At 64.0% G+C, this 25,275-nt stretch carries 25 protein-coding genes and 1 tRNA gene; 16 read left to right on the top strand and 10 right to left on the bottom strand.

What is annotated here, in order from left to right:
- Positions 1-64 precede the first annotated feature (64 nt).
- Complete coding sequence (locus tag H7J86_RS06330) at positions 65-568, top strand: MarR family winged helix-turn-helix transcriptional regulator (protein WP_187098785.1); 504 nt, start codon at positions 65-67, stop codon at positions 566-568.
- 387 nt (positions 569-955) lie between these two features.
- Here H7J86_RS06330 and H7J86_RS06335 read toward each other — a convergent pair whose 3' ends face one another.
- Positions 956-1,408: an LppU/SCO3897 family protein gene (locus H7J86_RS06335; protein ID WP_267289959.1), complete on the bottom strand. Its 453-nt coding sequence runs from the start codon at positions 1,406-1,408 to the stop codon at positions 956-958.
- 539 nt (positions 1,409-1,947) lie between these two features.
- Here H7J86_RS06335 and H7J86_RS33560 point away from each other — a divergent pair.
- The gene (locus tag H7J86_RS33560) at positions 1,948-2,379 is read left to right on the top strand and encodes a transposase (protein ID WP_372517224.1); all 432 of its coding nucleotides are present in this window, start codon (positions 1,948-1,950) and stop codon (positions 2,377-2,379) included.
- Positions 2,376-2,540, top strand: a complete 165-nt coding sequence (locus H7J86_RS33565; protein ID WP_372517225.1) for a hypothetical protein — start codon at positions 2,376-2,378, stop codon at positions 2,538-2,540. Before H7J86_RS33560 ends, H7J86_RS33565 begins: the two co-directional genes overlap by 4 nt.
- Before the next feature lie 32 nt (positions 2,541-2,572).
- On the opposite strand, the gene H7J86_RS06350 is transcribed toward H7J86_RS33565, so the two are convergent.
- Together H7J86_RS06350 and H7J86_RS33355 are read right to left on the bottom strand one after the other, a co-directional pair.
- On the bottom strand, positions 2,573-2,887 hold the full coding sequence (locus H7J86_RS06350) for a hypothetical protein (protein WP_267289961.1): 315 nt from the start codon (positions 2,885-2,887) through the stop codon (positions 2,573-2,575).
- Between the two features lies 1 nt (position 2,888).
- On the bottom strand, positions 2,889-4,907 hold the full coding sequence (locus H7J86_RS33355; RefSeq protein ID WP_267289963.1) for a colicin D domain-containing protein: 2,019 nt from the start codon (positions 4,905-4,907) through the stop codon (positions 2,889-2,891).
- Positions 4,908-5,454: 547 nt separating this feature from the next.
- On the opposite strand from H7J86_RS33355, the gene H7J86_RS06360 reads away from it, so the two are divergent.
- Positions 5,455-5,718 carry a hypothetical protein gene (locus H7J86_RS06360; protein WP_090355180.1) on the top strand — a complete coding sequence of 88 codons (264 nt, stop codon included), beginning with the start codon at positions 5,455-5,457 and terminating at the stop codon, positions 5,716-5,718.
- A 459-nt stretch (positions 5,719-6,177) separates the two neighbouring features.
- Here the strand turns inward: H7J86_RS06360 and H7J86_RS06365 are convergent, their stop codons facing one another.
- Positions 6,178-6,699 (bottom strand): Rv0964c family protein, encoded by a 522-nt coding sequence (locus H7J86_RS06365; RefSeq protein ID WP_139169871.1) that lies wholly within the window; start codon positions 6,697-6,699, stop codon positions 6,178-6,180.
- A gap of 15 nt (positions 6,700-6,714) precedes the next feature.
- Positions 6,715-7,038, bottom strand: a complete 324-nt coding sequence (locus H7J86_RS06370; protein ID WP_090355185.1) for a type VII secretion target — start codon at positions 7,036-7,038, stop codon at positions 6,715-6,717.
- Between the two features lie 766 nt (positions 7,039-7,804).
- On the opposite strand from H7J86_RS06370, the gene H7J86_RS06375 reads away from it, so the two are divergent.
- From H7J86_RS06375 to H7J86_RS33570, 7 genes are all read left to right on the top strand, one after another.
- Complete coding sequence (locus H7J86_RS06375) at positions 7,805-7,951, top strand: lasso RiPP family leader peptide-containing protein (protein ID WP_170847160.1); 147 nt, start codon at positions 7,805-7,807, stop codon at positions 7,949-7,951.
- 209 nt (positions 7,952-8,160) lie between these two features.
- On the top strand, positions 8,161-9,093 hold the full coding sequence (locus H7J86_RS06380) for an aKG-HExxH-type peptide beta-hydroxylase (RefSeq protein ID WP_170847161.1): 933 nt from the start codon (positions 8,161-8,163) through the stop codon (positions 9,091-9,093).
- Positions 9,090-10,919 (top strand): ATP-binding cassette domain-containing protein, encoded by a 1,830-nt coding sequence (locus tag H7J86_RS06385; RefSeq protein ID WP_090355191.1) that lies wholly within the window; start codon positions 9,090-9,092, stop codon positions 10,917-10,919. The genes H7J86_RS06380 and H7J86_RS06385 overlap by 4 nt, the downstream gene beginning before the upstream one ends.
- Positions 10,920-10,930: 11 nt before the next feature.
- Entirely contained in the window at positions 10,931-11,209 is a 279-nt protein-coding gene (locus tag H7J86_RS06390; protein ID WP_090355197.1) for a PqqD family protein, read from the top strand.
- A 16-nt stretch (positions 11,210-11,225) separates the two neighbouring features.
- Positions 11,226-12,140, top strand: a complete 915-nt coding sequence (locus tag H7J86_RS06395; protein ID WP_267289965.1) for an aldo/keto reductase — start codon at positions 11,226-11,228, stop codon at positions 12,138-12,140.
- 67 nt (positions 12,141-12,207) lie between these two features.
- Positions 12,208-13,815, top strand: a complete 1,608-nt coding sequence (locus tag H7J86_RS06400) for an asparagine synthase-related protein (protein ID WP_267289967.1) — start codon at positions 12,208-12,210, stop codon at positions 13,813-13,815.
- The gene (locus H7J86_RS33570; protein WP_170847163.1) at positions 13,805-14,302 is read left to right on the top strand and encodes a lasso peptide biosynthesis B2 protein; all 498 of its coding nucleotides are present in this window, start codon (positions 13,805-13,807) and stop codon (positions 14,300-14,302) included. The genes H7J86_RS06400 and H7J86_RS33570 overlap by 11 nt, the downstream gene beginning before the upstream one ends.
- Positions 14,303-14,946: 644 nt before the next feature.
- Here H7J86_RS33570 and H7J86_RS06405 read toward each other — a convergent pair.
- Positions 14,947-15,564, bottom strand: a complete 618-nt coding sequence (locus H7J86_RS06405) for a TetR/AcrR family transcriptional regulator (RefSeq protein ID WP_267289969.1) — start codon at positions 15,562-15,564, stop codon at positions 14,947-14,949.
- A gap of 232 nt (positions 15,565-15,796) precedes the next feature.
- Between H7J86_RS06405 and H7J86_RS06410 the strand changes: the two genes are divergently transcribed.
- Complete coding sequence (locus tag H7J86_RS06410) at positions 15,797-16,255, top strand: tyrosine-type recombinase/integrase (protein ID WP_267289971.1); 459 nt, start codon at positions 15,797-15,799, stop codon at positions 16,253-16,255.
- Here H7J86_RS06410 and H7J86_RS06415 read toward each other — a convergent pair.
- The 3 genes from H7J86_RS06415 to pgm all read right to left on the bottom strand — a co-directional run bounded on the left by H7J86_RS06415 (position 16,247) and on the right by pgm (position 19,359).
- Positions 16,247-16,319, bottom strand: a tRNA-Ala gene (locus H7J86_RS06415). The genes H7J86_RS06410 and H7J86_RS06415 overlap by 9 nt on opposite strands.
- Positions 16,320-16,374: 55 nt before the next feature.
- Positions 16,375-17,628: an MFS transporter gene (locus H7J86_RS06420; protein WP_187098783.1), complete on the bottom strand. Its 1,254-nt coding sequence runs from the start codon at positions 17,626-17,628 to the stop codon at positions 16,375-16,377.
- 96 nt (positions 17,629-17,724) lie between these two features.
- Positions 17,725-19,359 (bottom strand): phosphoglucomutase (alpha-D-glucose-1,6-bisphosphate-dependent), encoded by a 1,635-nt coding sequence (gene pgm, locus H7J86_RS06425; RefSeq protein WP_267289973.1) that lies wholly within the window; start codon positions 19,357-19,359, stop codon positions 17,725-17,727.
- A gap of 74 nt (positions 19,360-19,433) precedes the next feature.
- Here pgm and H7J86_RS06430 point away from each other — a divergent pair, with 74 nt between their 5' ends.
- Positions 19,434-20,096: a hemerythrin domain-containing protein gene (locus H7J86_RS06430; RefSeq protein ID WP_267289974.1), complete on the top strand. Its 663-nt coding sequence runs from the start codon at positions 19,434-19,436 to the stop codon at positions 20,094-20,096.
- Here H7J86_RS06430 and H7J86_RS06435 read toward each other — a convergent pair.
- Entirely contained in the window at positions 20,093-23,368 is a 3,276-nt protein-coding gene (locus H7J86_RS06435; RefSeq protein WP_267289976.1) for an ATP-binding protein, read from the bottom strand. The two genes, H7J86_RS06430 and H7J86_RS06435, sit on opposite strands and share 4 nt — an antisense overlap.
- Positions 23,369-23,416: 48 nt before the next feature.
- On the opposite strand from H7J86_RS06435, the gene crcB (H7J86_RS06440) reads away from it, so the two are divergent.
- Genes crcB (H7J86_RS06440) through H7J86_RS06450 form a run of 3 tightly spaced genes read left to right on the top strand, consistent with a single transcriptional unit; the run spans position 23,417 to position 25,244 of the window.
- A complete protein-coding gene (gene crcB / locus H7J86_RS06440; RefSeq protein WP_090355222.1) occupies positions 23,417-23,812 on the top strand; it encodes a fluoride efflux transporter CrcB in 396 nt (131 codons plus the stop codon).
- Positions 23,809-24,186 carry a fluoride efflux transporter CrcB gene (crcB, locus tag H7J86_RS06445; protein WP_267289978.1) on the top strand — a complete coding sequence of 126 codons (378 nt, stop codon included), beginning with the start codon at positions 23,809-23,811 and terminating at the stop codon, positions 24,184-24,186. Before crcB (H7J86_RS06440) ends, crcB (H7J86_RS06445) begins: the two co-directional genes overlap by 4 nt.
- Complete coding sequence (locus tag H7J86_RS06450) at positions 24,183-25,244, top strand: DUF190 domain-containing protein (protein ID WP_090355228.1); 1,062 nt, start codon at positions 24,183-24,185, stop codon at positions 25,242-25,244. Before crcB (H7J86_RS06445) ends, H7J86_RS06450 begins: the two co-directional genes overlap by 4 nt.
- Positions 25,245-25,275 lie beyond the last annotated feature (31 nt).

The following is a 25,275-nucleotide window of genomic DNA, read 5'->3' on the forward strand; positions in this document are numbered from 1 at the left end:
TCCCTGCTGTATCGCAGGAGATCTGGCTCTTCAGCCGCGCGACCTGGGAGTAAACTGCTCGAACATGAAACCCACCGACCGCCGAACCGCGGCCCCGCTCGATTCCAGCGTTCCGCTGCCCGCGGCCGCGGAGAGCGGCCCCATCAGTCACGCCATCTTCCGCGTGGCGCGTCTGCACCGGATGATCGCCGGGCATCTGCTGCGCGAGGTGGGCCTGCACCCCGGGCAGGAGATCGTGATGATGCACCTGTGGCAGACCGGGCCGCAACGCCAGGTCGACCTGGTACGTGTGCTGGACTCGGATGCCGCCACGATGACAAGGACGATCCGACGGCTGGAAAACGCGGGGTTCGTCCGCCGCGTGGCCACTCCAGCAGACAAGCGGGCCTCGTTGATCGAACCCACTCCGGCAAGCATCCCGCTGCGCCAACGTGTCGAGAGCATCTGGGCCGAACTCGAAGATGCCGCCGTCGGCGACCTCGACGTCGCGGAGCGTCGGCTGATCGAGAAAAGCCTCCTGATGCTGGAGGCTCGACTGAACCGTGCCGCGGACGGCCTGGCGCACTAAGCCCGGCGGGGAGCAGCGTGGCGAAATGCCCTACCAGATCTGAATGTGGCAGCCAGGTCAGAACACCACTCACTCACTTAGGTCTCGAGAAAGTCGTCATCATTTGCAGGACAAGGAATATCGGCCCAACTCCCAACGGCCACGTGCTTTGCCGCCTCGATCCACCGTCGCCGCTGTTCCCTTACGCCGGCTGTCATTGAAGCACCGATCCTCAGTCACGCTTCGGCGTGTACTTCACGCCTATCCATCTCGTTTCTGCGATCGCCATTGGCCCCCTGCAGAACTCCGGCGGATCACCAACGTCACAAAGCTCGAATCGGCCCGATATGCCAGGCACCGAACAAAAGCAACTGTTGCGGCGACTCACCTCCGGTCCGAACGCCTTAACTATTGCGTCTCCGTACACACCGTGAACTTGCGCACCGGGTGCGGGAACCCCCCAGTGGGGCAGTCGGCATTGGTGGTGGTGTTCAGGATGACTTTGAGCGGCTTCTCACGGTTCGGCATGGTGGTGTCTTCGCATTTGGCGCGGATAGCGGTCACCTTCCCGATACTCAAGCAGTCTGCGCTTTTCCATGCATAGTCCAGGCAAGCAGTAACTTGGCCCTCATCGGCGTTCATGTAGAACTTCTGAGCCACATCTGGCGGGCACTGGTCGGGCGTATACACCCGTTGGATCACCGTATAGCCGTTCGTCGGCGATCCGCATTCAACAATCCTGAGTGTGGCGTTGTTGCTCGGCCCGTCAAAGCTGACGCACGCCCCCACCGGGGCTACAGATTCTCCAGGGACGTTCGTGGCTTGCGGTGGGTACTGCCCAGGGATATGGCTGAAATCCACCGCTGCCGGCGTCGACGTAGTGGTGGTATCCCCTGCGTGAGGACCGCCGCATGCTGAGGCAGTGATCATGACCGCGATGAGCAGGACACCACGTTTAATCGCCTCGACCCGACCTCCGACGTTTTCGAAAGAGGTATATCGCGAGGCTCAACGAATACACGCCCACTAATCCCTCCACACATACCCAAACAAGGGAAGTGCCAGACACCGCGCCGACGACCGATCCAACTATCAGCATGACCGATCCCACCGCTAACAACGCAACGGGAACCATGTGCCTTGATGTTGTCATTTGTTACCAGTCCTTCGATGTGGAGTTGCCATCATCGGGTGCCACAATCTATCGCGGGTCTGCTGCATGATCAGGTGACACCGAGCTCGCTTGCCCAGACTGGGCGGGCTGAGAGGATGTCACTATGGCACGCCCGTATCCCCAGGAGTTCCGCGACGATGTCGTGCGGGTCGCCCGNGGGTCTGCTGCATGATCAGGTGACACCGAGCTCGCTTGCCCAGACTGGGCGGGCTGAGAGGATGTCACTATGGCACGCCCGTATCCCCAGGAGTTCCGCGACGATGTCGTGCGGGTCGCCCGCAATCGTGAGAACGGGGTGACACTCGAGCAGATCGCCGCCGATTTCGGGGTTCATCCGGTCACACTGTCGAACTGGATGCGCCAGGCCGACGTCGATGAGGGCGCCAAGCCGGGCACGACGACGAGCGAGTCTTCAGAATTGCGGGAGGCCCGCCGGCGGATCAAGCTGCTTGANCATCCGGTCACACTGTCGAACTGGATGCGCCAGGCCGACGTCGATGAGGGCGCCAAGCCGGGCACGACGACGAGCGAGTCTTCAGAATTGCGGGAGGCCCGCCGGCGGATCAAGCTGCTTGAGCAGGAGAACGAAGTGCTGCGCCGAGCCGCGGCATATTTGTCGCAGTCCAATCTGCCGGGAAAAGGCTCTACCCGCTCGTGAAAGAGCTCGCCGCCAACGGGATTCCCGTTGCGGTGACGTGCCGGGTCCTCAAGCTCGCCCGCCAGCCCTACTACCGCCGCAGACGCCAGCTCGCCCTCGGCCGGTTGACCCCGATCGAATACGAAGCAATCATGACCACACCGGCCAGCCAGGCCGCGTGAGAAAACTGTCACCTATTCGTGCAGCAGACCCATCAACTGATCACACCCGCGGTAGTTAGCTCACGCGAAAAGGATTCCCGGGCGATTCTGACCGCACTTTCCAGATCATGTTCATCAGCACCCTGAACCTCGGAGCGCAGTTGCGGGTCATCTACATAGTCTTCGACTGCATAGAACATCTGCTGGTAAGTATCGTAACCAATGGTCCTCCCGTCAGAAGTCCGGAGAATGACGTCGTTGTCCAGAACTCGACGTTCGAATTCACCGGCGGTGATCTCACCAGCAAGAAAGCTGTCCACATCTTGCAGAAGCACGCTATACGAAGGATGTATCGTTACTTTCGACATGTTAGAGGCTCCCTCGCATGAGAACATTCGCCAATTGATCCGCCTTCAACTTCCACCCACTGATGAATTGTCCGCCTTCCTGCTGTAGGACTGCAAGGCCTGACTGTGGCTGGACATTGAGTATCGTCGGGGCTCCCCTGTAGGTCCCAGCGATATGCAGCGTAGCCGGATCGTCGACAAATGCATTTAGCGCCTGCTGGAAGAGTTGCGCATTCTGGGGGTTGAACTTTCCGGCAATGCCGAAATCCCCCGCGTGCTTGAACTTGGATGCTAGTTGGCGCGAGGTAAACGAGATCCCAGGCGCTTTGGCCAGGGTTACCGCTCGCGAGGCACCCTGTACGGCCACTGCCTCCCCGCCGCTGAAGATCGCCATTGGAACTTGCTGGGAGAGTTGCGCCCCCACTTGTCCCGCGAGGTATGCGGCGTTGGGGGCATCAATGATGTTCGTGACTTGGTCGACCGTCGATGAGAGCGGGGCGAGCGGGTTGGCGGCTTGCATCGCGAGGCCTTGTGCGAGATTGCCCCAGGATTCGAAGACACCAGGCGCACCCGGACCGGCCGCGCCGAAGAGGGGCTGAATGCCTTGGATTCCGGCGTCCCAGGTATCACGGAAGCCTTCTGCTAGGCCGGGTTCGGGTGTTGGGGTCGTCGGGACCGCTGAAGCTTGCGGCAGAGTGTCGTTGGCGATCTGGGTGTTGAGCTGAGCAGCTCCGGCGACGACTTGATTGACCCGCTGGTCGACCTGAGAGGCCGGGACACCGTCGTTGGCCATCACCTGACGCAGGACTGCCACGTCTTGCGGGCTTGGGGTGAATGTGGGCGCTGCCGCGGATCCTGCTGGCGTCGGTGCGGGCGGTGGGCTGGTCAAAGCCGCGGCCAGGTTCTCTGGTGTCACCCGCACACCGGTACTGCCACCAGCGCCATCCAGGGCGACCTCCATCTCATCGGGATCGGCAGTGATCGGGTACACCGCGTCGGCGCGTGGCGAGATCGTCTGTGTCAACATGGTGCCCTGAGCCGTGAACTGCGTGGGCTGAGCGACGCCTGTCGCATCGCGCGCCCACGGGGCGCTGAAACCATCACCAGTCTCGGCGCCGGCAGCGTTCAAGACGGACACTGTTCGGTCGGGGTTGACGCGCAGGCTACCGCCCTCGGGAGTGAGATTCGTGGCGTCGAAATCGTATCGGGTCGGTGAGTCGGGGTCGGTCAAAGTCACCAGGGTTTGATCCCCATCGGCTTGTCCGATATGCGTGACGCTGAACCCTCCTCGCACCCCTTGCGAGGGCTCCGATGACGTGGTGCGCGTGGTGGAGCCGTTGCGCCGCGAGACCGCTCCCGCGCCGGCTGCGGCTAACCCGACCACGAGCGCTGTCGCGGGCCCGGTCGGATCATTCGGTGCCGCCGGGGTGACCGTGGTGGTGGTCTGCTCACCGGGCGCGTATTCGCCCTGTGCTGGCAGTACGACGCGCGGATTCTGCTGCGCGGCTGGCAGTGTCGCCGTCTGGGGCATTGGCGTGGCAGGAGCGGTGTCCTGCACCGGGCCGCTCTGCGGGGAGTTCTGTCGTCCCTGGCTGGGATTGTCGTTGATCACCTGGCTCGGTGTCTGCGCCGGCTGCGAAGGCTCGGCTTGGCTGGAAATCCGGTTGTTCACACTACGATTCGGCCCATCGGCGCTCCAGCGGTTGTTGGCGTTGGTCCGCTCAAAAAAGCTCGACCCGGACCGGTGCGGCGCGCGGTCCCCCTCAGAAGACTCGCGCGCGTTCGCGCCGTTGCTCTGGCGGTTGTTGTTCGACTTCTTGTTGTCGGACTTCTTTTTCTTCTTCTTGTTATCCCCGGGCTTGGAGTGATTACCACCCGGCGAACCCGGTTTCGGCGTCGCCCCCGCCTGCGCCACGATCGTGGGATCGCTGCTGATCAACGGGACCACCAAACCCGCGACCGGCACCAGCAGCGCGGTCAGCCCCGCGGCGACACCCAGACGCAGCCAGCGCCCCCGATCACCGACCGATCGCGACGGCACTGCCCGGTGCCGCCCTCGGTATGCACGGCCAGCATTCGACACCAACGGTGAAGCAACCGCTGGCTCCGACGATGGCCCCGCGGCGGCTTCGTCGTGCTGCAGCAGTCTCTCGTCTCGCGATGCTTCGAGCAGCCTCAACCACCCGCCGCTGGATGCGCCAGGGCAAACAACCGTTCGCCCGTCCGCGACGGCGACAGGCGCGCTGGCCGCGCCTGACGCCACACAACGGCGCCGCGTCACCACGCCCCCCACAGGGCGACGATCTGACCTGCTTGCCATCCCCACAGGCCCAGACTCTGCAGGTCAAACCCCGACAATCCCCCCACGACATCTCCCCCTCGACACCAAACCGGAGTCCATCAACCAAACGGGCTCTGCAAGGTGTAGTCGGGTACGGACGCCAGAACCGAACGTCAGCGAACGGTGATCTAGCCCACAGCAACATCAGTGCGAATCGCGTCTACGCTTCGACACCATCAACACGGTGGCCAGAACGTCACGACATCCAGACGTCAACGGTCCACCGCACTATCGATTCGGGGGAATCATGCACGCATCAAGCAACAGCACAGAGTTTCAGTTCAAAGACTTCGGCGCGCTCCTGGCCGGCCTCGCCATGCTCGTCGCCGGCTTCGCCGCCATCACCAGCCTGACCGACTGGATCGACCGGTGGGGCACCGTCCCGGTCTACCTCACGTACTTCCTGTACATGTCCCTCGCCGGACGCCTGTTCTGGAAAGGCGCCGACGCCGCCTGGGCCGCCATCAAATCAAGCCTCAACGCTGGGGCCGAAAGGAAACCGGTCGCCTAGCGCCTCGGCAGCTATCCCCCGGCCGGTGATTGCGAAATCAGGGACGGCTTCGTAACGTTCGGACTTCTCAGTTTTCCGGAGAAGTGTGGTGATGAACCAACAAGCGACGGTGGATACGTCGGGTCTCGGCGCGCTTCGATCTGCAGTAGGTACCCATCGGGCGCGTATCCGAACCGATTCGGCTTCATGAAGCCGTCACGCTCAAGGACCTGCAATCCCCATTGCTTCCAGACGTCGCCAGATCCTTTGATAATCGCGCTGAAATCCGTCCCCGACGGCAGAGACATGTCACGCCAATCCTCAACATGCGCGGGAGCGTTGTCGCCGCTCGGATTGTCTTCGCAATAGGCAGTACCGTCACCGCCTAAAGACGCCGCGAGCGGAGCATTCCGTGGACAAGTGCCCACGGCGCGACTCAGCTTGATGGAAGGACGACGGGAAAGGCAATGCTGTCCTTGGCTATTGAGGGAGGGGCGAATCGGGAATCGGGGTGTCACCGGTGGCCATGCTGATCGCCTGAGTGAGTGCCGCATCGGCTGCGGCCGCTTCAGCCAGAATTGCATCGAGCTTGGGTTGCAACTGCTCACGCTTGAGCTCGATCTCCATCGGGGGCCCACCCGCGGCACCCGGCCCCGCAACAACGGTGTTGGTCGCAGAATCGATTGCCATACCGAGGCTTTCCGCTTCTGCGCGCAGCGTCGCGAGGTCGTTCTTGACCTGCTCGATGTCTTCGGCCGCCTTGCTCGCGGCCCGGGCAACGGCCAGTGCCTCGTTGCCGTGGGCGTCAAGATCCTTGCGTGTGGCTTCAATCGCGTTCTTGGCGGCATCCGACGCCGTCCCGCCCCACGTCCCGAACGCTGGCAAGGTCGCAATCCCGTTGGCGGCCTCAAACGCCGCCTCAGCGCGACTCCGGGTCGCGTGAAACACTTCCCGGACATCGCCCGCATCCCACCGATGGACATCGGCAACTGAAACTGCCACAGCTGCGACAGAATGTCAGAGACCCGAATCGGGCATCTGCTCGCCGGCGTTTGCGATGTTGGTGGCGCCGGTCTCGTCGTTCTGGGAGTAGTTCATCGCTCCCATGCGTAGGCCGTCGCTGTGGCCCGCCATGTTGCCGTACAGAACACCGGTAGTGGCCTGCCATTCGGCGACCTTCGCGCTCAGCGCTGCGGCCGCACCAGCAGGCAATCCAGCCATCGACTCCTCGACTCGGCCATCGGCAGTGCCGTGCTTCGTGCGCATGTCATCGGCGTGCATATCCACCGTCGACGCAGACAGGTGCAGATGTTCAGGCACCACCCGCAGCAACTCCGACATGAGACCCCCATCCCCCGCGCAAATGACGCGTGAGTCAGCATACTGCGCCGTACCCGTCACCCCATGCGGCAAGTTTCGGCACGGCGGCGCACACCGCCGGCCTGCTTGGACTTCTCTGGGGCGGCCAGTCTTTTCAGGCCGCACCAGCAGGCCGGCAAACCATCATTCGCCTCACCCGACCCACCCGGGTCACGGCACAACGTAACAACACGAAGTAACTGCACCTACGAACATAAGGAGCCAACGGTGGGTGAGGGTCTCGGCATGACCGACATGACCGACGTGCCGCACGAGGTGTCGCTGTCAGACGCCTGTCTAGCACCACACCGATCGATAACACCCGCTACGGAACACACGACAGCAGTGCCTGCGACGTGATCCGTAGGCGAACATGCCCTTCATGCCACACAGCAACCACCGGAGTTGCAGGTAACTCCTTGACCTGCGTTTTCGCATTTACGGCTTACGCCCGACGGCCGACGAATTCCGATCGATCGACAGTATGACCGTATTGTCCCATTACAATACGATCATATTAATTGACTACGCAACCGATGCAGCCTCCCCGACAGGAAGTCAATAGGCCTCTGACCTGGCACTATCTAGCTCTCATACTGTTGCCTTCTCCGTGCTCGCGATCCCGAAAAGCGCACCAGTGCCCATTAAAACTCATTGCGATTGCGCGTAGGGCTTGACAGATAACGCGCCATCTGTCGAAAATTACACCCGGGGAGGCGTGGTCCGTTTACGCGCAAAGGGGATGATCATGGCAAACAACGGTATCAGTGTGAAGGCTTGGCGCAAGCCGATCGTGACCGACCTCGGATCAGTGAGTGAACTGACCAAGGGCGGCGCGGGAAGCGGCAAGGATCGGACCCAACGGGGCGGCAAGCCCGGCCCGATCAATCCGTAGTTCCCACGCAGTACGGGTGTGTTTCCTGCCTAGGCAACTGACGAGTTGCCGCCACGGGCAGATCTGCAGCAATCATGTAGTTCAACCTGAGTAGTGCGTTCTGGCTCAGATTCAACCGTAACTGGCGGTCCACGCCGACCCCCCAAGGAGCAGTATTCATGCAACCCGACTTAGAGACTCGCCTTAGGGGCACAGTCGCTGATGATTCGATGCTGACCGAATACCGTCGGGAGCTCACTCGATGGTTCAAAATTGCTGGTATGACAGCGATTTCACGCCAACTGGTTTCACATGGTGATGGGCAAGCCATTCGCTCTATGCTGACCGAGATCCATACACATCACGGACAGCTGACCAATCCAATGTTCGAGTACGCGTCCCAGGTGATGCGCGACGCGGTTACCGAAGAAAGATCCGTACCAGATGGGTTTGGCAACATGATTGCCGCGGCGGCGCATCCCGTCCCAGCCGGCATCGTTCGTATTGCGCCGCCCGAACATCACGGCACATACAAAATGATCCTCGACCAGGTCATAGCCCGGCAAGACGACATCGAAACAGCTTCCATACCAAGCACTTTGATGAGCGACACGAGAGCAGAAGAGAATATTCGGCGGTGTACCGAGATTATCAATCGACATGTGCCGCGCGACCTCGTCGACTTGCCGAGCTTCGCCAACACGATCGTCGCTTTCGATCATCCGGAGGTGAGCGGGACCAGCGTTTCCGGAGCGACCGGACTCGTCTTCGTTCGCCCGGAGCCTCGGATCGTCGACACGATCGACCACATTATTCACGAGTGGTCCCACAATAAGTTCGAACTGATTCTTCACTCTTACCAACTGTGGACAGACGACACGCGGCTACACCGCTCACCGATCCGCGACGCGCCCAGACCCTTGTACGGCGTCTTCCATGCCATCTACGTCCTACTCGTCGTCAGCGATGCGATGGTCCATCTCATGGAACTGGATGAACTGCGGGATGGCGCTACACACAAGGTTGACTCGTTCCTCGCCGAGTGCGACGCGTCCCTACGATCGCTGGAAACTGAACCCAGCCTGACTGATGACGGGCGCCTCTTCATCGACATCTGCCTTGACTGGATCACGACGATAGCGAAGGACCACGCGGCTTCATGACAGACAACAGGAAGATTCCACCCTATCTGCTGTTCGCCTGGCGCTTGTTGGTTAGCCTGCGCAAGCGTGACTGGAGCGCGCTCTTGCTGTTGGCAATGATGCTGGCTGCAGCTCCCCTGGCGACGCTCTTCATCATCCAGTTCCTCGTTGATTACGTCGCCGGGCACCAAGGCAGCAGCTTCACCATCTGGTCGGCGAGCATTTGGGTTCCGATCCTCATCTACTTCTTCATCAACGTTGTCGCTGACTCGGCCGAGACGTTGCAATTGCTGCAGATAACACTGCTGCGCGACCAGATCGCATTCGAGATTGAGCGTCGCACTCTTCGTAAGACCCTGTCGCACCACGACCTTGGCGTCTATGACGATAAAGAACTTAAAGCGTTGCAAACACTTGCCAATGACGCCACCGCAGACGGCCAATACCTCATTCAACTCGTCTCAAACATGCTCACTGGTTTGCTGCTCGTCGTACCAACCCTGGCCATTGCGGGCTCGTTAGGCCTGTGGATCCCGCTGCTCATATTAGCGACGACGGTTCCCGCGACACTGATGCAGCTTCGATACGAGGGTAAGTCGTGGGACGTGGAGCAAGAGTACGTCGGGTTGAATAATCGCATCCAGGAGACGCGATCATCGATGCTCAATCCGCGATTCGCCGTAGACATCCGAACCTATCTCATGCATATCAAACTGCTGCCGCGGTGGACATCGGATGCATTGGAGCTGTTGCGATTACGACGGGGTGTTCGAACTCGCGGCGCCTATCTGGTACTGGGTCTGGCACTTATCAGCGGGTTTGGACTGCTTATCCCTTACGGCTACGTGATCCAGAAGACTCTTGCCGGCGACGCATCAGTCGGTACCCTGGCACTGTTTATCGGGTTGATCCCCGAGCTTCGGCGAAGCCTGTTCATCGTGTTCGGCAACGCGAGCGAGATAGTCGGCGCAGCCAAGCAACTGGACGGACTACGCGAATACGAGTCAACTGTTCCGCGTATTGAGCTCGATCCGACCGCGCCGGCCGTCAATGGACCAGCGGAGCCCACACCGCCTGCCATTGAACTGCAGAATGTCGGCTTCGGATATGCCAGCGACGGGTCCGTGAAAGCCCTCAACGACATCACGCTGTCCCTCGAGCCCGGATCCAGCACTCTGGTTGTAGGCGCAAACGGCGCGGGCAAGACAACCGTCAGCAAGCTGGTCAGCCGCCTGTATGACCCGTCCACCGGAGTCATCCTCTTTAATGGCTCCGATCTGCGCAATATCCCGATACTCGAGCATCGACGGCGTACAGCTGTCTTGGCACAGGATCCAGCGCGTTTACCTCTTTCGTTTCGAGATGCACTGACATTTGATGTTCCCGATGCCACCGATGACGAGCTTGAAGAGGTCCTCCAGCGGGTAGGCCTAGGCGACAAGCTGACACATGCGACAAATGGTCTGGATACTGAACTTTCGACAACGCTGAACGCTGGTGTCGATCTGTCGGGCGGTCAATGGCAGCGACTGGCGATCGCACGTTTCTTCCTCGCCTTACCGCACAAGAACCTGGCAGTGATAGACGAGCCGACGACCGCCCTCGATCCCGTCGCCGACCGCCGACTGAGCATGGAGATTCTGGAGCGGTGTCGGGGAAAGACCACAGTCATCGTCAGCCACCGACTCCACATCGCACCGCATGTGGACCGTGTGGTTCTCATGAAAGGCGGTCAGATAGTGGCATCAGGACCTCATTCGACACTTCTCAACACCACACCTGACTACTTCGAGATGTTCTCGGCAGCAGATGATTTCAGCAATGACTCGTACCCGGTTTCACCCTGAAGGAGGACAGCATGACCACTATCGATGACCGCTCGCTCGTTACGCGCGCTGAGTATGCCGAGTTCATCGAACTCGATGCCGACAGAGCCATCCTGCTCGATCCGAAGGCTGGTTCGTATTTTGAGTTCAACGCCACCGGCGGAGCGGTGTGGAGAATCCTGGAGCGCCCATCGAAGATCGCTGACATAGTCGAACAGCTGTCATCAGAATTCGGTGGCGTCGTCGAAAACGAGGTCACCGTCTTCATCGAGCAACTGGCCAGCCGCGGCCTCGTCGCCATCCCGGCCTAGACCCGAGCACACGGCAATGATTGATCCGGGCCGACTCGTAATCGGCACCGCGAATTTTCACACTTACCACTGGGACTCGCTGGGGCGAAACTTGGCGACGCGCGATCAGGTGGCGGCGATCATCGGGCTCGCCGCGCAGATGCGTTTCGCAGGTATCGATTCGGCCGACGGATACGGATTCGGTGCCGCCGAGCACGCTCTGCCGCAACATCGTCTGCTCATCGAGAGACTCGGCCCGATGGGCGTGACAACCAAGGTCGGATACAACTTCTACAACCGCCGTTACGAATTCGGAAGACTCGTTGGTCGCCACTTCCGACACCTGCCGGCCGATGCGGTCGTGCCGTTCGACACCGGCAGAGTGCTGAGTCGCGAGTATCTCCTGTTCGCGGCTGCCCAGTCACGTCGCCGGATGGCGGGGATGCATTTCAATCTACTTCTTCATTGCCCCGATCTGACTGACATCAAGCGACTCCAATGCGACGACACGCTGGCCTATATAAAGGATCTGGAATACGTCCGCCAAGTCGGAGTGTCGGTCAAGCTGCCTGAAGAGGTCTTTCAGGCACTCAAAACTGAGGGTCTCGGCATTGTGCAAATTCCTGCCACAACGCTACACAGTCGTGCAATGCGACGAGCGGTCGATGCAGCGCGTCAACGCGATGTGGCCGTGATGGTCAATCAACCATTCGACGGCGGCAGAAAGGTAATCGACACCGGAGGCGCTATTCGATGCACCAATCCTCACCTAAGCCGAACAGCCGCGAACAATCTCGCCGGCCATTACGTGCTGACCGAGCTTTTCCAGATGGATTGCTTCGACTACGCGGTCGTCGGTGTGAGCAGCGCGGCCCAACTGATGGGCATCATTCGGGGCGAACCCGCCACAGCCCACGATACGCATGCCAGACCCCCCGGGGCGGGAGTCTGATATGACTGACCACTTGCTCTCAACAGTGTGGTTCAGCCCTCGGCAGAAATGCCTATCTCCGCATGCGATGACGCTCGATCAACTCGCGCTGTCGCTAGAAGACGCCGAGCCATCCACCGTCTGCCTGGCGTCTCGTCACACAGAAATAAAGCTCCCTGTCGAGGCGGCCGCACTTACTTCCGCCAGGTTCGAGGGCGACCCCTACAGTTCGGGCACCACGCTTAGCCTGAAGCCGGACTTGACCTCTGTGCAGCTACAAAGCGCATGGAGCCCCACAGAGCCCCTGTACTACCTGGACGCAAAGGTCCCGTATCGGGTGTTCTCGGATGACGTCTCAACTCTCAAAGAGTTATGCAACGCGCTAGGAATCACGCTCATCCCAGATGAACGCTTCGCCATCTGGTCCCTCACCGGCCTGCCCGCGGCGCAATTCGGACTGTCACCGATGCGCACTCCGTGGTCGAGCATCAAGCAAGTGCCCGCGGGTATTGACGCGACCGTAGCTGTCGGAACACGCGATATCCGACTCTCTCGAAGGTCGGGGGTGTTCTGGGATGTTGCGGAAGTATCCACCCGCCAAGCGCTGCGATCCGTCGCAGACACCTTCGTGCAGTCCGTAGCGGCGTGCAGCGAGGGGTCCATCGCTGTACTCGCCAGCGGAGGAATTGACTCCTCAGCTGTGGTCGGCGCCTGCTGCGTTCTCGGGCGGCGCCCAACCCTATTCACCAACACTTACCCCAACGCGCCTGAGACGGACGAACGTCATTATATCGACAACCTCCAGAGGCCATTCGGGCTTAACGCAGTCTCCATCGAATCAGCGCCAGCATCGTTACTCGCACATGCGCATCGTCAAGGCCGACCGTTCCGTGGCCTGTTCCGGGCTGACGATCAGAAGGTCATCGCGCAAGCCCTCTCTCACGGGATCTCCACGGTTCTCGACGGCCTCGGCGGCGACGAGCTGTTCGCCGTGCGCGACTATCCAATCGGACGACTCTCCAACGGCGCCGCGGCCAAGCAACTCCTGCCCCCAAAGACGTGGTCGAGGATCTTCGGCCGTTGCATCCCCGAGCACAGCGCCCTCGCACTTCTTCCGCCATTTGTGGTCGGAGTCGATGAACAAGAGCTGCTGTGGGAGTTCAAATTTCGTCCACTACTGGAGATGGGCTGCCCAGATCGCATCGTGAAACGAGTGTACAGCCTTATGTTCGAATCAAATTTCTGGGAAGAAGCGCAGTGGCTGGCGCGCGAAGTCTTTGCCCCACACAACCTGAAACGACGGCATCCCTTCATCGATACAAAGCTGATCCACGCAGTACTCAGCACGCCACAGCGACTATTCGGCCGGACACCTGTAGTGAAAGCCTTTCAGCGTCAAGCGTTTCGACGGCTTCTTCCAACGCCAATCGCCCACCGTTACGGTGGTGCCGAGCAGACCGCCAACGTGATGTTCAACCTCCAGTGTTCGCGCGACGGTATTGAAGACACCATCAACCGATCATTCCTGGCGGCGCGAAACTCGTTCATCGACGGCGACCGCCTCAGGAGTTACTACAGGGAAGGCCTGAACTCGCCATCTGCCTACGAGGGCGGGCCCATTGCCTTCGACAACCTGTGGTCCGCGCTGTGCTATGACCAGTGGGCTCTCCAGTGGGGACACCAGCATGCCACTTAGACCACTGCGCTCTTTCGACCGCGCAGCACACCTTTGGCGTTGCGCGACAGGCCTATCGAACTACGGCTGGATCGTTCTTGGCCTGCCGAAGCGGGAACTTCTTGCCTTCCATGTGGCGATCTGGACGCTCTGTCGTGCCGTTTTGACAACCGCCCCGACACAAACGGATCTCACAACACTAGGCCCAAGTCCGCGCGCGGTCCGACACCTGAGGATCAACGCGGAGTCAGACGTCCTCAAAGAACGCGTGGAATGGTTGATCTGGCTTGCGCGACTGCTCATCCCGGGCGCGCAATGCCTTCCCACCGCCATCGCCACATGGTGGCTCCTCGGCGATGGCAACGCGTACGTACAGATTGGGGTGCGTTGCTCACACGGGGAACCCTTTGCCCACGCATGGGTCGTACACCAGGGAGCACCCATGCATTGCGACTCCTTCGGAGCCAGCCACGTCTTCCTCCCTACCTGGAGGTCTCAACTCCGCTGACGCAGCGTATGCGGGATAAGGCGTGGCACCGTGGCACTTCATAAGTGCAGTGGCTATTACGCGCGCATGGCCCCGCCGTCACGGTAATCACGGCCAAAAGCGCGGGTTGTGTAGTCAGTTCGAGGCTTGCGGCGCCTCGCGGCTCTGGGGATGTCACGCGAAGCAATCAATGGGGGTATCTGAATATGAACTGTCGCAAGGGTGACGCTGTAACTGCACGCCGCCGAATCGACGGACTGAATGTTCCGGTGGTGCCAGCTGGTACCACCGGCGTCGTGGTGACCACCACGTTGCTCGGCCGGCCGAAACGTGTCGAGTTCGTCGTGAATGATGGTTGGGGCACAAAGCAATTCCAAGTCGACATTGCGCCCGGAGACATCGCGCCGGCTGCCAACGATGAGATGGCGTCTCAACAATCGCCATAGCCGTGGTATCCGGCGGACACGACAATCATGACGATGGTGCGCGTGGTGCGAGGTGGACGGGAGCTCTGGGTGCAGCACGGACACCAGCTGCGGAATCGGCCGAGGTCATTCACGACAGACGGCCACAGGCATTCTCTTAGTGCCAAGTTGCTCGAAGAGTGCCGGGCCGCATACTCATCTCAATTCCAGGCATACGTTGATCGCAACCCAGCGAGCAACTTACTGTTGCTTGAACTGACCTTTCTGGATAAGCCTGAGAACCGCGGCGTCCCACCGCGATGTTTCGTCCCAGTCGTAAAGAGATCCAGCAAGGCGCCTTTCAACGTGCGGGCGCAGCACGATTGTCCCCACCCGGATAATCAGTGGGAGCATCGCCGCCCACACCGAATCAAGGTCATCAGGCGTCAAGCCTTGAGCCGCGAAGGCGACGCCCTGTTGTTCACTGATGGCATACAGGCCGTCGAAGATAGCCCTCCCGACCTCTCCACCCTCAGCCAGAGCCCGGCCGACATAGTCCATGATCGCGGGGTTGTAGTGCATCAACTCCGCGAACTGGCTACCAACTTCACTGGCGCTGGCAACGTCGTCCGTGCCCGGCGATACCCCTAGCGCATCACGAAAGACGGTCAGAACATGTCGGTCGATGCTCTCGATCAACTGCCCCTTGGTAACGAAATAGTACTGAATGAGACCTATGCTCACGTCCGCAGCATCAGCGATCATTTGCAGCGACGTTCCTGCGACGCCGTTCTCGGCGAAGCACTTCATAGCCGCTTCGCGAATCTGCTCCGGCTTCGTCGCCGAACCTACCGGCGGTCGGGGCGCTGAGCCGTCCATCCTCACCATTCTCGCAGAACCACGGCCGGCCAAGCGAGATCTTCATCCCGGCGCTGTCACTCGACTCCCTTGACCGCGCAATAGAACCATGGTTGTCATCGGCTATCCGCAAGAACGAGCGATATCACCAGCCCAAGTGTCGGCTCCGGTCGAAAAGTGAGCACCCTTCTGACGTCAACGGGCGCGACATGATCGTGCCCACCAAAACCGACGCAGCGCCCGCGATCTGCCGGTGCCTCAGCGCGAGATGGCAATGATCAAGGCCATGCGCTCGGTGCACCTGCGCGAGCGCCTGGCTGTGGGCCGACCGCTGGCCGACGCCGACCTGTTGCTCTCGCGGGCGGACGGCACGCCGCTGCCGGTGCGCGACTACAGCCGGGAGTTCGCAGCCCAGCACAAGGCGGCGGGTCTCAAGGCGATCACGCTCGGCAAGCTGCGGCACTCCAGTATCTCTCGGATGCGCGCAGCGGGAGTCCCCGCCGATGTCGTTGCCGCGTGGCACGGCCACACCGAGCGGATGACTCAGGCCGTCTACGGGCGCGTGACCGACGACCGGCCGACCGCCGCGTCGGCGGTGTTCTCGCCCGCCGTAGGACAGAGGTTAGGACATTTGGGCGGATACGACACAGCCCCGCAAACAAGAATCCCGCCCCGACCAGTGGTCGAAGCGGGTTCTCGAACGTGGAGCTAAGGGGATTCGAACCCCTGACCCCCACACTGCCAGTGTGGTGCGCTACCAACTGCGCCATAGCCCCGTAACTTGTGCTCACCGAAAGTACACCACCCGTACCCCTGGTTCAAAACCGCTGGTCACGGAAGCTCTCCACCCGCCTCCGGGCCGAGCGGACGGGCCGGAGTGTGGGCTTGCGACGTCATCTGACGGGTCTCCGGCGCGAAAACCCACCCCAACGCGGCGATCAGCAGGATCACCCCGCTGATCACGAACGCCGACCCGAACGACAGGTACTGGGCGATCTGCCCGACCACCAGGGATCCGGCGATGGCCCCCACGTCGGACATCATCTGGTAGGTCGCCACCGCCGTGCCGGCCCGCGCCTTGCTGCCGATGATGTCGGCCACCGCGGCCTGCTGCGGCGAGGTGAACACGCCGGCCGCGGCCCCGGCGACGAATGCGGCAGCCATGAACAGCGTCAGCGAGGACGCCAGCCCGACCAGCAGGGTCGCCACTCCGGAAATCGCCAGCCCGGTGATCAACGGCACACGACGGCCTACCCGATCGGAGAGGTAACCGCTGGGAATCACCGCCGCGACGTTCCCGATGGCGAACACCGCCAAGGCCAGCCCGGCCATCCGCGGCCCGCGGTGCAGCACCTCGGTCACGAACAGCGGCACCAACGCGATCCGCAGACCGAACACCGACCACCCGGTCGCGAAGTTGGAGAACAGGGCCGCCAGGTAGGCGCGGTTGCCGAGCACATCGCGCACCGTCACCGTCGGCCCGCTGTGGTCGGCCGGCGCCCCCAGCGGCGAGTGTCGCAGGCTGACCCAGACCACCCCGGCCGCCACCACCAACGCCACCCCGTAGATCGCGAACGGCGCGGACAGCCCGAGTCCTGCGGTCAACGCGCCGAGCACCGGTCCGCCGACCGACCCGACCAGGAAAGCGCTGGAGAACATGCCCGCCACCCGGCCGCGCGCATCCGGCGGTGAGATCCGGATCATCAGACCGAGCGAGGACACCGTGAACATCGCCGATCCGAACCCGCCCAGCGAGCGGAACAGCAGCAGCTGCCAGTACGTCTGTGCGAAGGCGCACACCCCGGTGGACACCGCGACGATCAGCAGGCCGCTCAGGTAGACGCGCCGCTCCCCCAGCTTCTGCACGAAGAGGCCGCTGGCCGGCGCCGCGCACAGCCGCATCAGTGCGAACGCGGTGATGACGAAGGTCGCGGCGCTGATGCTGACGCCGAAGTTGCGGGCGTATTGCGGAAGGACGGGAGAAACCACGCCATACCCGAGGGCGATGACCGCGTTGGCGGTGATCAGCACCCACACTTCACCGGGTAGCCGCTGCTTACAGTCGTCCTCCGTAACAGAACTCACCCGTTGACTGTAGGCACCCACATCCGGGTGCCTCTCTGCTGGAGTGCGTCATCACATGATGACAACCTTCAGAAGACAACCACTCCGGACTCCGGTTCAGGCGATGACGGCGTTCACCACGTCCTTGGCCGCCTGCTGCACCTGTGCCAGATGCTCGGCCCCCTTGAACGACTCGGCGTAGATCTTGTAGACGTCCTCGGTGCCCGAGGGCCGGGCCGCGAACCAGGCGTTCTCGGTGGTCACCTTCAGCCCGCCCAGCGGTGCCCCGTTGCCCGGCGCCGTGGTCAGCTTCGCGGTGATCGGTTCACCGGCCAACTCCGTCGCGCTGACCTGGTCGGCCGACAACTTCGACAACCGCGCCTTCTGCTCCCGGTCGGCGGGCGCATCGATGCGGGCATAGGTCGGCGCACCGTACTTCTCGGCCAGCTTCGCGTAGCGCTGCGACGGGGTAGAACCGGTGACCGCCAGGATCTCCGAGGCCAGCAACGCCAGGATGATGCCATCCTTGTCGGTGGTCCAGGTCGAGCCGTCGGTGCGCAGGAACGACGCCCCCGCACTCTCCTCGCCGCCGAATCCGATTGAGCCGCTGATCAACCCGTCGACGAACCATTTGAACCCGACCGGCACCTCGACCAGCTTGCGGCCCAATCCCGCCACCACCCGGTCGATGATCGACGAGCTGACGGCCGTCTTACCGACTGCCGTCGAACCCGGCCACGACGGCCGGTGCGTGTACAGGTAGTCGATGGCCACGGCCAGGAAATGATTCGGGTTGAGCAGCCCGCCGTCGGGGGTGACGATTCCGTGCCGGTCCGAGTCGGCGTCGTTGCCGGTGGCGATCTGATAGAGGTCGCGGTTGGCGATGAGCGAGGCCATCGCGTTGGGCGAGCTGCAGTCCATCCGGATCTTGCCGTCGGTGTCCAGCGTCATGAACCGCCAGGTGGCGTCGACCAGCGGGTTCACCACCGTCAGGTCCAGCTGGTGCCGTTCGGCGATGGCACCCCAGTAGTCCACACTGGCCCCGCCCAGTGGATCGGCGCCGATGCGGATGCCCTGGGCGCGGATGGCGTGCAGGTCCACCACATTGGGCAGGTCCTCGATATAGGCGTTCAGGTAGTCGTGGCGCTGCGCGATCTGCAATGCCCGCGACAGCGGCACCCGCTTCACCGACTTGATGCCCTCGCGCAGAATCTCGTTCGCGCGCTTGGCAATCCACCCGGTGGCATCGGTATCCGCCGGCCCGCCGTTGGGCGGGTTGTACTTGAATCCGCCGTCGCGGGGCGGGTTGTGCGACGGGGTGACGACGATACCGTCGGCCAGGTCGGTGTCCCGGCCGCGGTTGAAGGTCAGGATGGCGTGGCTGACGGCCGGCGTCGGAGTGTAGCGGTCGGCGGCGTCGATCATCGCGACCACGTCGTTGGCGGCCAGCACCTCCAGCGCCGACGCCCACGCCGGCTCGCTCAAGGCGTGGGTGTCGCGGCCGATGAACAGCGGCCCGGTGGTGCCCTGCGCCGTGCGGTACTCGACGATGGCCTGCGTGGTGGCCAGGATGTGGGCCTCGTTGAACGCGCCGTCCAGGCTGGAACCGCGATGGCCGGACGTCCCGAACACGACCTGCTGGGCGATGTCGTCGGGATCCGGCAAGACGGTGTAATACGCCGTCACCACGTGTGCGATGTCGATGAGGTCGGACGGATCGGCCGGCTTGCCGGCGCGTGGATTGGGGGCCATGTCCTCGATTGTTCCGCACATCTTGCAAGCCCGCCGCAAGTGCGCCACAAGTGCCGCGCGACAACGTATGCGGCATGAACAGCTCACCAAAATCCGCGCAACAGAGCACCGAACCCGACCTGTCCGGCATCACCATGGCCCACCGCGCCATGATCAATGACGTCGGTCGGCTCGCCGAACTGCTGGCCGCGGTGGCCGGCAGCACCCACACCTGCGCTCATCCGAAGGACGTCACCCGCTACGTCCACCTGTTGTGCGAATCCATCCACCATCACCACACCGTCGAGGACGAGGTGCTGTGGCCGATCGTGACGGCCTCGGCGGGCAGTTTCGTCGATCTGTCCGAGCTCACCGACGACCACGCCGCCCTGGACCCCAGACTGGACCGCATCACCTCACTGGCCACCGCCTTCGGGAAGGCACCCGGCCCGACGACGGCGGCACCGCTGGCCACCGCGCTGGCCGACCTGCACCAACGGGTGTGCGAGCACATCGCCGACGAGGAGCGCGAACTCTTCGGCGTGATCCGCCGGCATGTGTCGGTCACCGACTGGGCCATCGTGGAGAAGGCGGCCCAGCGCGCCGGGCGGATGTCCTTCGACGGCCCGCGCATCGTCGGCGCGGCAACCGAGGCGGAGTACGCGCAGCTGGCGGCAGAGGCGAATCCGCTGCTCATCGGGTTCATCAAGCTGATGTCACGGCGCCACAAGCGCTTTGAGCGCCGGGTGTTCGGTTAGCGGAGCAGCCGCGCGGCCTCGGCGGCCAGGCGCGTGCGTAGTTCCGCCGCGGCCCGCCGGTAGCGGGCCGCGGCGGCGGTATCGCCGGTGGCCTCGGCCAGCACGGCCAGCGCCTCGTCCACCGGCCCGGTAAGCAGGGTGCCGTTGTCCAGCCCGGCCATCAGCCCGCTGTAGGGCAACAACTCGGCGGCCTCCGCCTTCGCTACCGCCAGATCGCTCACGGCCACGGCGGCGTGCACCCGCAGCGTCGTCATCGCCACCCAGTAATAAGACCGCTCGGTGGGTACCCGCTGGGCCCAGACCTCTTGTGCCTCATCGATTCTGCCCGCCGACATCAGCGCCAGTACCGCGCCGTCGGCCATCGTGGCCGAGATCGTGCGGTGCAGCACCAGCAGCTCATCGGCCATCGGTGCGAGGTCCCCGCGGCTGAGCGCCGCGCTGACCCGTCCGACCAGACCGACCAGCACCCCGTTGGCCACCCCATGCTCGGCCAGGCTGACACCGGCGGCCAGGTACCGGGCCTCCCCTTCGTCCGGGCGACCGGCCAGCACCGTCAACTGGGCGGAATAGGCGTCGAGCACGCCGAGCAGAAAGGCCAGCTGACCGGTGCCGGCCCGGGCCACGGCCTGATCGACGTGGTCAAGCGCAGCCGCCAGATCCGAGCGGCCCGATGCGGCGAGGAACAGCAGCCAGTGCCCCACCGCTTGGTAGTCCACGGCACCGCAATCCTGTGCCACCTTCAGCAGTTCGGCGGCCATCGGCTGACGTTGATCGGCCAGGTCCGGACCAAGGGCGGCAAAGGCACGCACGTTCAGCGCCGCGCACAACAGCCGGGCATGCGTGTCGGGGTCGGCCGCGTGCAGCGCCTGGGCCAGCTCCAGCGCCTCCACGCTGGCCGCCATCGCCACCTCGTGCTCGGCACCCTCGACCTCCTTGAACAAGGTGATGAGCAGCCGGACCCGCACCTGCGGCGGGTGGTCCCGGGCCAGGATCCGGCGCAGCGGTTCGACGATGACGGGGTCGATGTGATCGCCGGTTCGCAGCCGCCAGACCAGCGGGCTGTCCAACGCGGTCAGCGCACGCACCAACAGATCGTCGTCGCCGGCGGCGAGGGTGACGGTGCGGTTGAGTTCCTCGCGCGCCGAGATGGCGTCACCCGCGCGGGCCAGCGCCGAGATCAACCCGCAGCGGGCCGGTACCGCACGCTGCGGATCCGCAGCCGCCAGTTCCAGCATGTGCACCGCGGCCCGCCACTGCCGAGCTGCCTCGCCCGGCGCGCCGACCGCATCGGCCTCCTGGGCGGCTGCCGTCGCGAATTCTGCTGCCTCGGCGGCGGTTTCGGGAGTCGCGGCGGCCACCGCATGGTAAGCCAGCGACGCGGCGTCGGTGCCGCGTGCGCGCAACATGCTCAATGCCGTGGCGTGCAGCCGGGTCCGGCGCAGCAGTGACGTGTCGTCATAGAGAGTGTCGCGGATCAGGCTGTGCGCAAATCGGATCCGGCCGGGCGCGGGTTCGTCGAGCAAGCCGGCCAGTACTGCGGGTTCGAGCGCATCGAGCAGATCGTCGTCGCTGCGGGACAGTTCCTCCAACAGATCCAGGTCCACTTCGCGGCCGAGCACCGCGGCCTGCCGCAGGGCGGTGGCGGTCTGCCCGGGCAGCCGGGCCAGGCGGCGGCGTACCACGTCGCGCACCCCGGCCGGCACGCGGCCGTGCGCTGCGTCGGCTCCTTCGGCAACCATCAGCCGGGCCATCTCACGGACGAACAGCGGATTGCCACCGGTTCTGTCCCGCAACAACTTCAGGGTCGCTCCGGTCACCGTGGGCAGCCCGCAGTCGGTGGCCAGCTCGACCATGGCCGCGTCGTCCAGCCCGGTGAGCATCAGATGCGCGGCCGTGTGATTGGCCAGCGCGGCGCGGGCCATATCGAGTTCGGCACCCGATTCCGACGGGCGGTAGGTGCCGATCGCGAGCACCGGCCGGTCACCGAGCCGGTCGGAGACCAGGCGCAGGAGTTCCAGGGTCAGACCGTCGGTGCGGTGCAGATCGTCGAGGACGATCGCCAGGGGCTGGGCGGTCGCGGCGTCGCCGAGCACCTCGGCCAGGGTGTGCGCCAGCCAGAACGCGCCGCTGTCGGTAGCCGGGCCGTCGTGCAGCAGTGGCGCCAGGGCGCCCGCCTGCCCGGGATCCATACTCGACCGGAACGGGTCGATCACCTCGGTCCAGGCCCAGCCCGGTGGCGCGCCGTCGACCTCCGGGCAGCGCCCGAACACCACCGTCCACCCGGCCCGGTGCAGCGCGGCGGTGGCCGTGTCAGCCAGGGTGGTCTTGCCCGCTCCGGCTTCGCCGCCGATCCACACCACCTTCAGTCCGTCGCGCCGTGCGGTGGTGGCGGCCGTCTCCAGGGCGGCGAGTTCACCGGCCCGGCCCCGGGTGCGCGACCTCGTCGGAGCCGAGGCCACGGGGGTGGCCGTGGCGGGCGCGACCGCGATGGGGTCGAGGTGCTCGGCCTGGCGCAAGATGTCGCGCTCCAGATCACGCAGTGGCCGGCCGGGTTCGAGCCCGAGCTCGTCGGTCAGGTATTCGCGGGTGCGACGCAGCACCTCCAGGGCCGCGACCTGACGCCCGGCCCGGTACTGGGCGGCGGCCAGCAGGCAGGCGGCGGTCTCACGGCCCGGATGATCGCGGGCATGGGGTTCGAGCACCCGTAGCACCACCGCGTGCTGACCCAGAGCAGACTGGGCAGCGGCGTAGGACTCCACCGCCGACAGCCGCAGCTCGGTCAGCCGCGCGACTTCCGGTGCCGCCCAGAGCGTGTCGGCGACCTCCACGTAGGGATCACCCGTCCATTCGGTGAGCACCTCTTCCAGCAGATCCGACTGTGACTCGGCGGCAATCGTTTTCGCCTCTACCGACCACGCATCGACGGCGTCGTCGGGCAGCCGCAGGCAGTATCCGGGTGCGGCGCTGACGATCACCTGGGCGGCGGCTCGGCGTTGCCTGCCGGGTTCGAGCACCCGGCGCAGGTGGGATATGTAGGCCTGCAGCGCCGCCAGCGCTTTCGGCGGCGGTTCGCCCTCCCAGAGATCCTCGATGAGCCGGTCCACCGACACCACCTGACCGTGCGCGAGCACCAGCCGGGCCAGCACCGCCCGCTGCTTGGGGCCACCCAGATCGACGGGCTTGAATTCCCCGGTCGCTTCGCTCCTGCCCGCCGGCTCGCCATGGACCCAGGCACGGACCGGGCCCAGTACACAGATCCGCACGACCGTCATGGTGTGCCCAACATAACGGTCCCCGCGTCGGGCTACATACTGAGCGGCATGGCTGGTTTCGACCGACGTGAACTGGCGGCCGTGTTCGCCGGCGGCGCACTGGGCACTCTGGCCCGCGCGGGGCTGGCGCATGCGCTGCCGGTGCTGCCCGGACAGTGGCCGTGGCCGACGTTTCTCGTCAACATCGTCGGCACGGTGCTGCTCGCGTACTTCACCACCCGACTGCTCGAGCGGCTCCCGACCTCGGCCTACCGGCGTCCGCTGCTGGGCACCGGCTTGTGCGGTGGCCTCACGACGTTCTCCACCATGCAGGTCGAGACGGTGACCATGCTGGAGCACCGCTTCTACGGCCTGGCCGTCGCCTACACGGTCGCCGGCATCGTGCTCGGGTTGCTGGCCATGCACATCACCACGGCGCTGGTGCGACGGGCGCGGGTCCGATGACCTTCGCGGTGTGGATGGGCGTCGCCGTGATAGGCGGGTTCGGTGCGGTGGCCCGGTTCCTGGTGGACAAGGCGGTGACCAAACACGCGGCCAGGCGGTTGTCCCGGCCGTTCCCTGTCGGCACGCTGGTCGTGAACGTCAGCGGGGCGTGGCTGTTGGGCTTCTTCGGCGGTATGGCGCTGAGCCCGAACGCCGCGCTGTTGGCCGGCACCGCCTTCGTCGGCGCATACACCACGTTCTCGACGTGGATGCTGGAGACACAGCGGCTCGGCGAGGAGCGTCAGGTGTGGCCGGCGGTGGCCAATATCGTGATCAGCGTGGCGCTCGGGTTGGGCGCGGCCTGGCTGGGACTGACCGTCGGGAGGCTCGTGTGAGCACGGAGTATCTCAAGCTGACGGCGTACTTCGGGGAGCGGTTGCGCGGTAAGCGCGGCTTCGTCGCCGACGAGTTGCTGGACCTGTTCGGCTCGCAGCGGATCGCCACCAGTGTGGTGCTGCGCGGCAGCGCCGGGTTCGGTCCGCGCCACGTTCTGCGCAGCGACGCGACGCTGACCCAGTCGGAAGATCTGCCGGTCGCCGTCGCCGCGGTGGACCGCGCCGAACGGATCACCGCGATATCCGAACAAGCCGTGGCGATGATCAGCCGCGGCGTCGTGACGCTGGAGCGGGCTCGACTCCTCGACGCCCCCCTGCCCGACCAGGCCAAACTCACCCTCTACATCGGGCGGCAGACCCGCGTCGAGGGCCGTCCGGCCTACCGCGCGGTCTGCGACGTGCTGCATGCGCACGGATTCGCCGGCGCCGCCGTCTTCCTCGGAGTCGACGGCACCGTGGCCGGGCAGCGCAGGCGAGCGCGCTTCTTCAGTGCCAACACCGACGTCCCGTTGATGATCATCGCCGCGGGCACCGGCGAGCAGGTCGCGGCGGCGACACCGGAGCTGACGCGGCTGGTGCCCAGCGCCACCATGACGCTGGAACGCGCCCAGCTCTGCAAACGTGATGGGCGGCTGATCGCGCCTCCGCCCGCGGTGCCCGAGACCGATGCAGCCGGGCGTCCGCTGCGGCAGAAGCTGATGATCCACACCTCGGAGAGCACCGTGTCGACATCGACCGGCGCCACGCCGATCCACCGCGCACTGGTGGATCGGCTGCGCGAACACCACACGGTCAGCGGGGTGACCGTGGTGCGCGGTATCTGGGGTTTTCACGGCGACCATGAGCCACACGGGGACAAGCTGATTCAGTTGGGCCGTCAGGTACCGGTCACCACCATCGTGGTGGATACGCCGGCCCGCATCGCGGCAGGATTCGCGGTCGTCGACGAGTTGACCGCCCGGCACGGCCTGGTCACCAGCGAGCTGGTTCCGGCGTTCGTCAGCATCGACGGCGGGAAACGCCAGGGCAGCACCGAGCTCGCGGGGCCCACCTGGTGAGACACCCAACAGCGCCTGAGCCGGTGTAAGC

It is taken from the genome of Mycobacterium hackensackense (genome assembly GCF_025822555.1).
GTDB classification, from domain to species: Bacteria; Actinomycetota; Actinomycetes; order Mycobacteriales; family Mycobacteriaceae; genus Mycobacterium; species Mycobacterium fluoranthenivorans.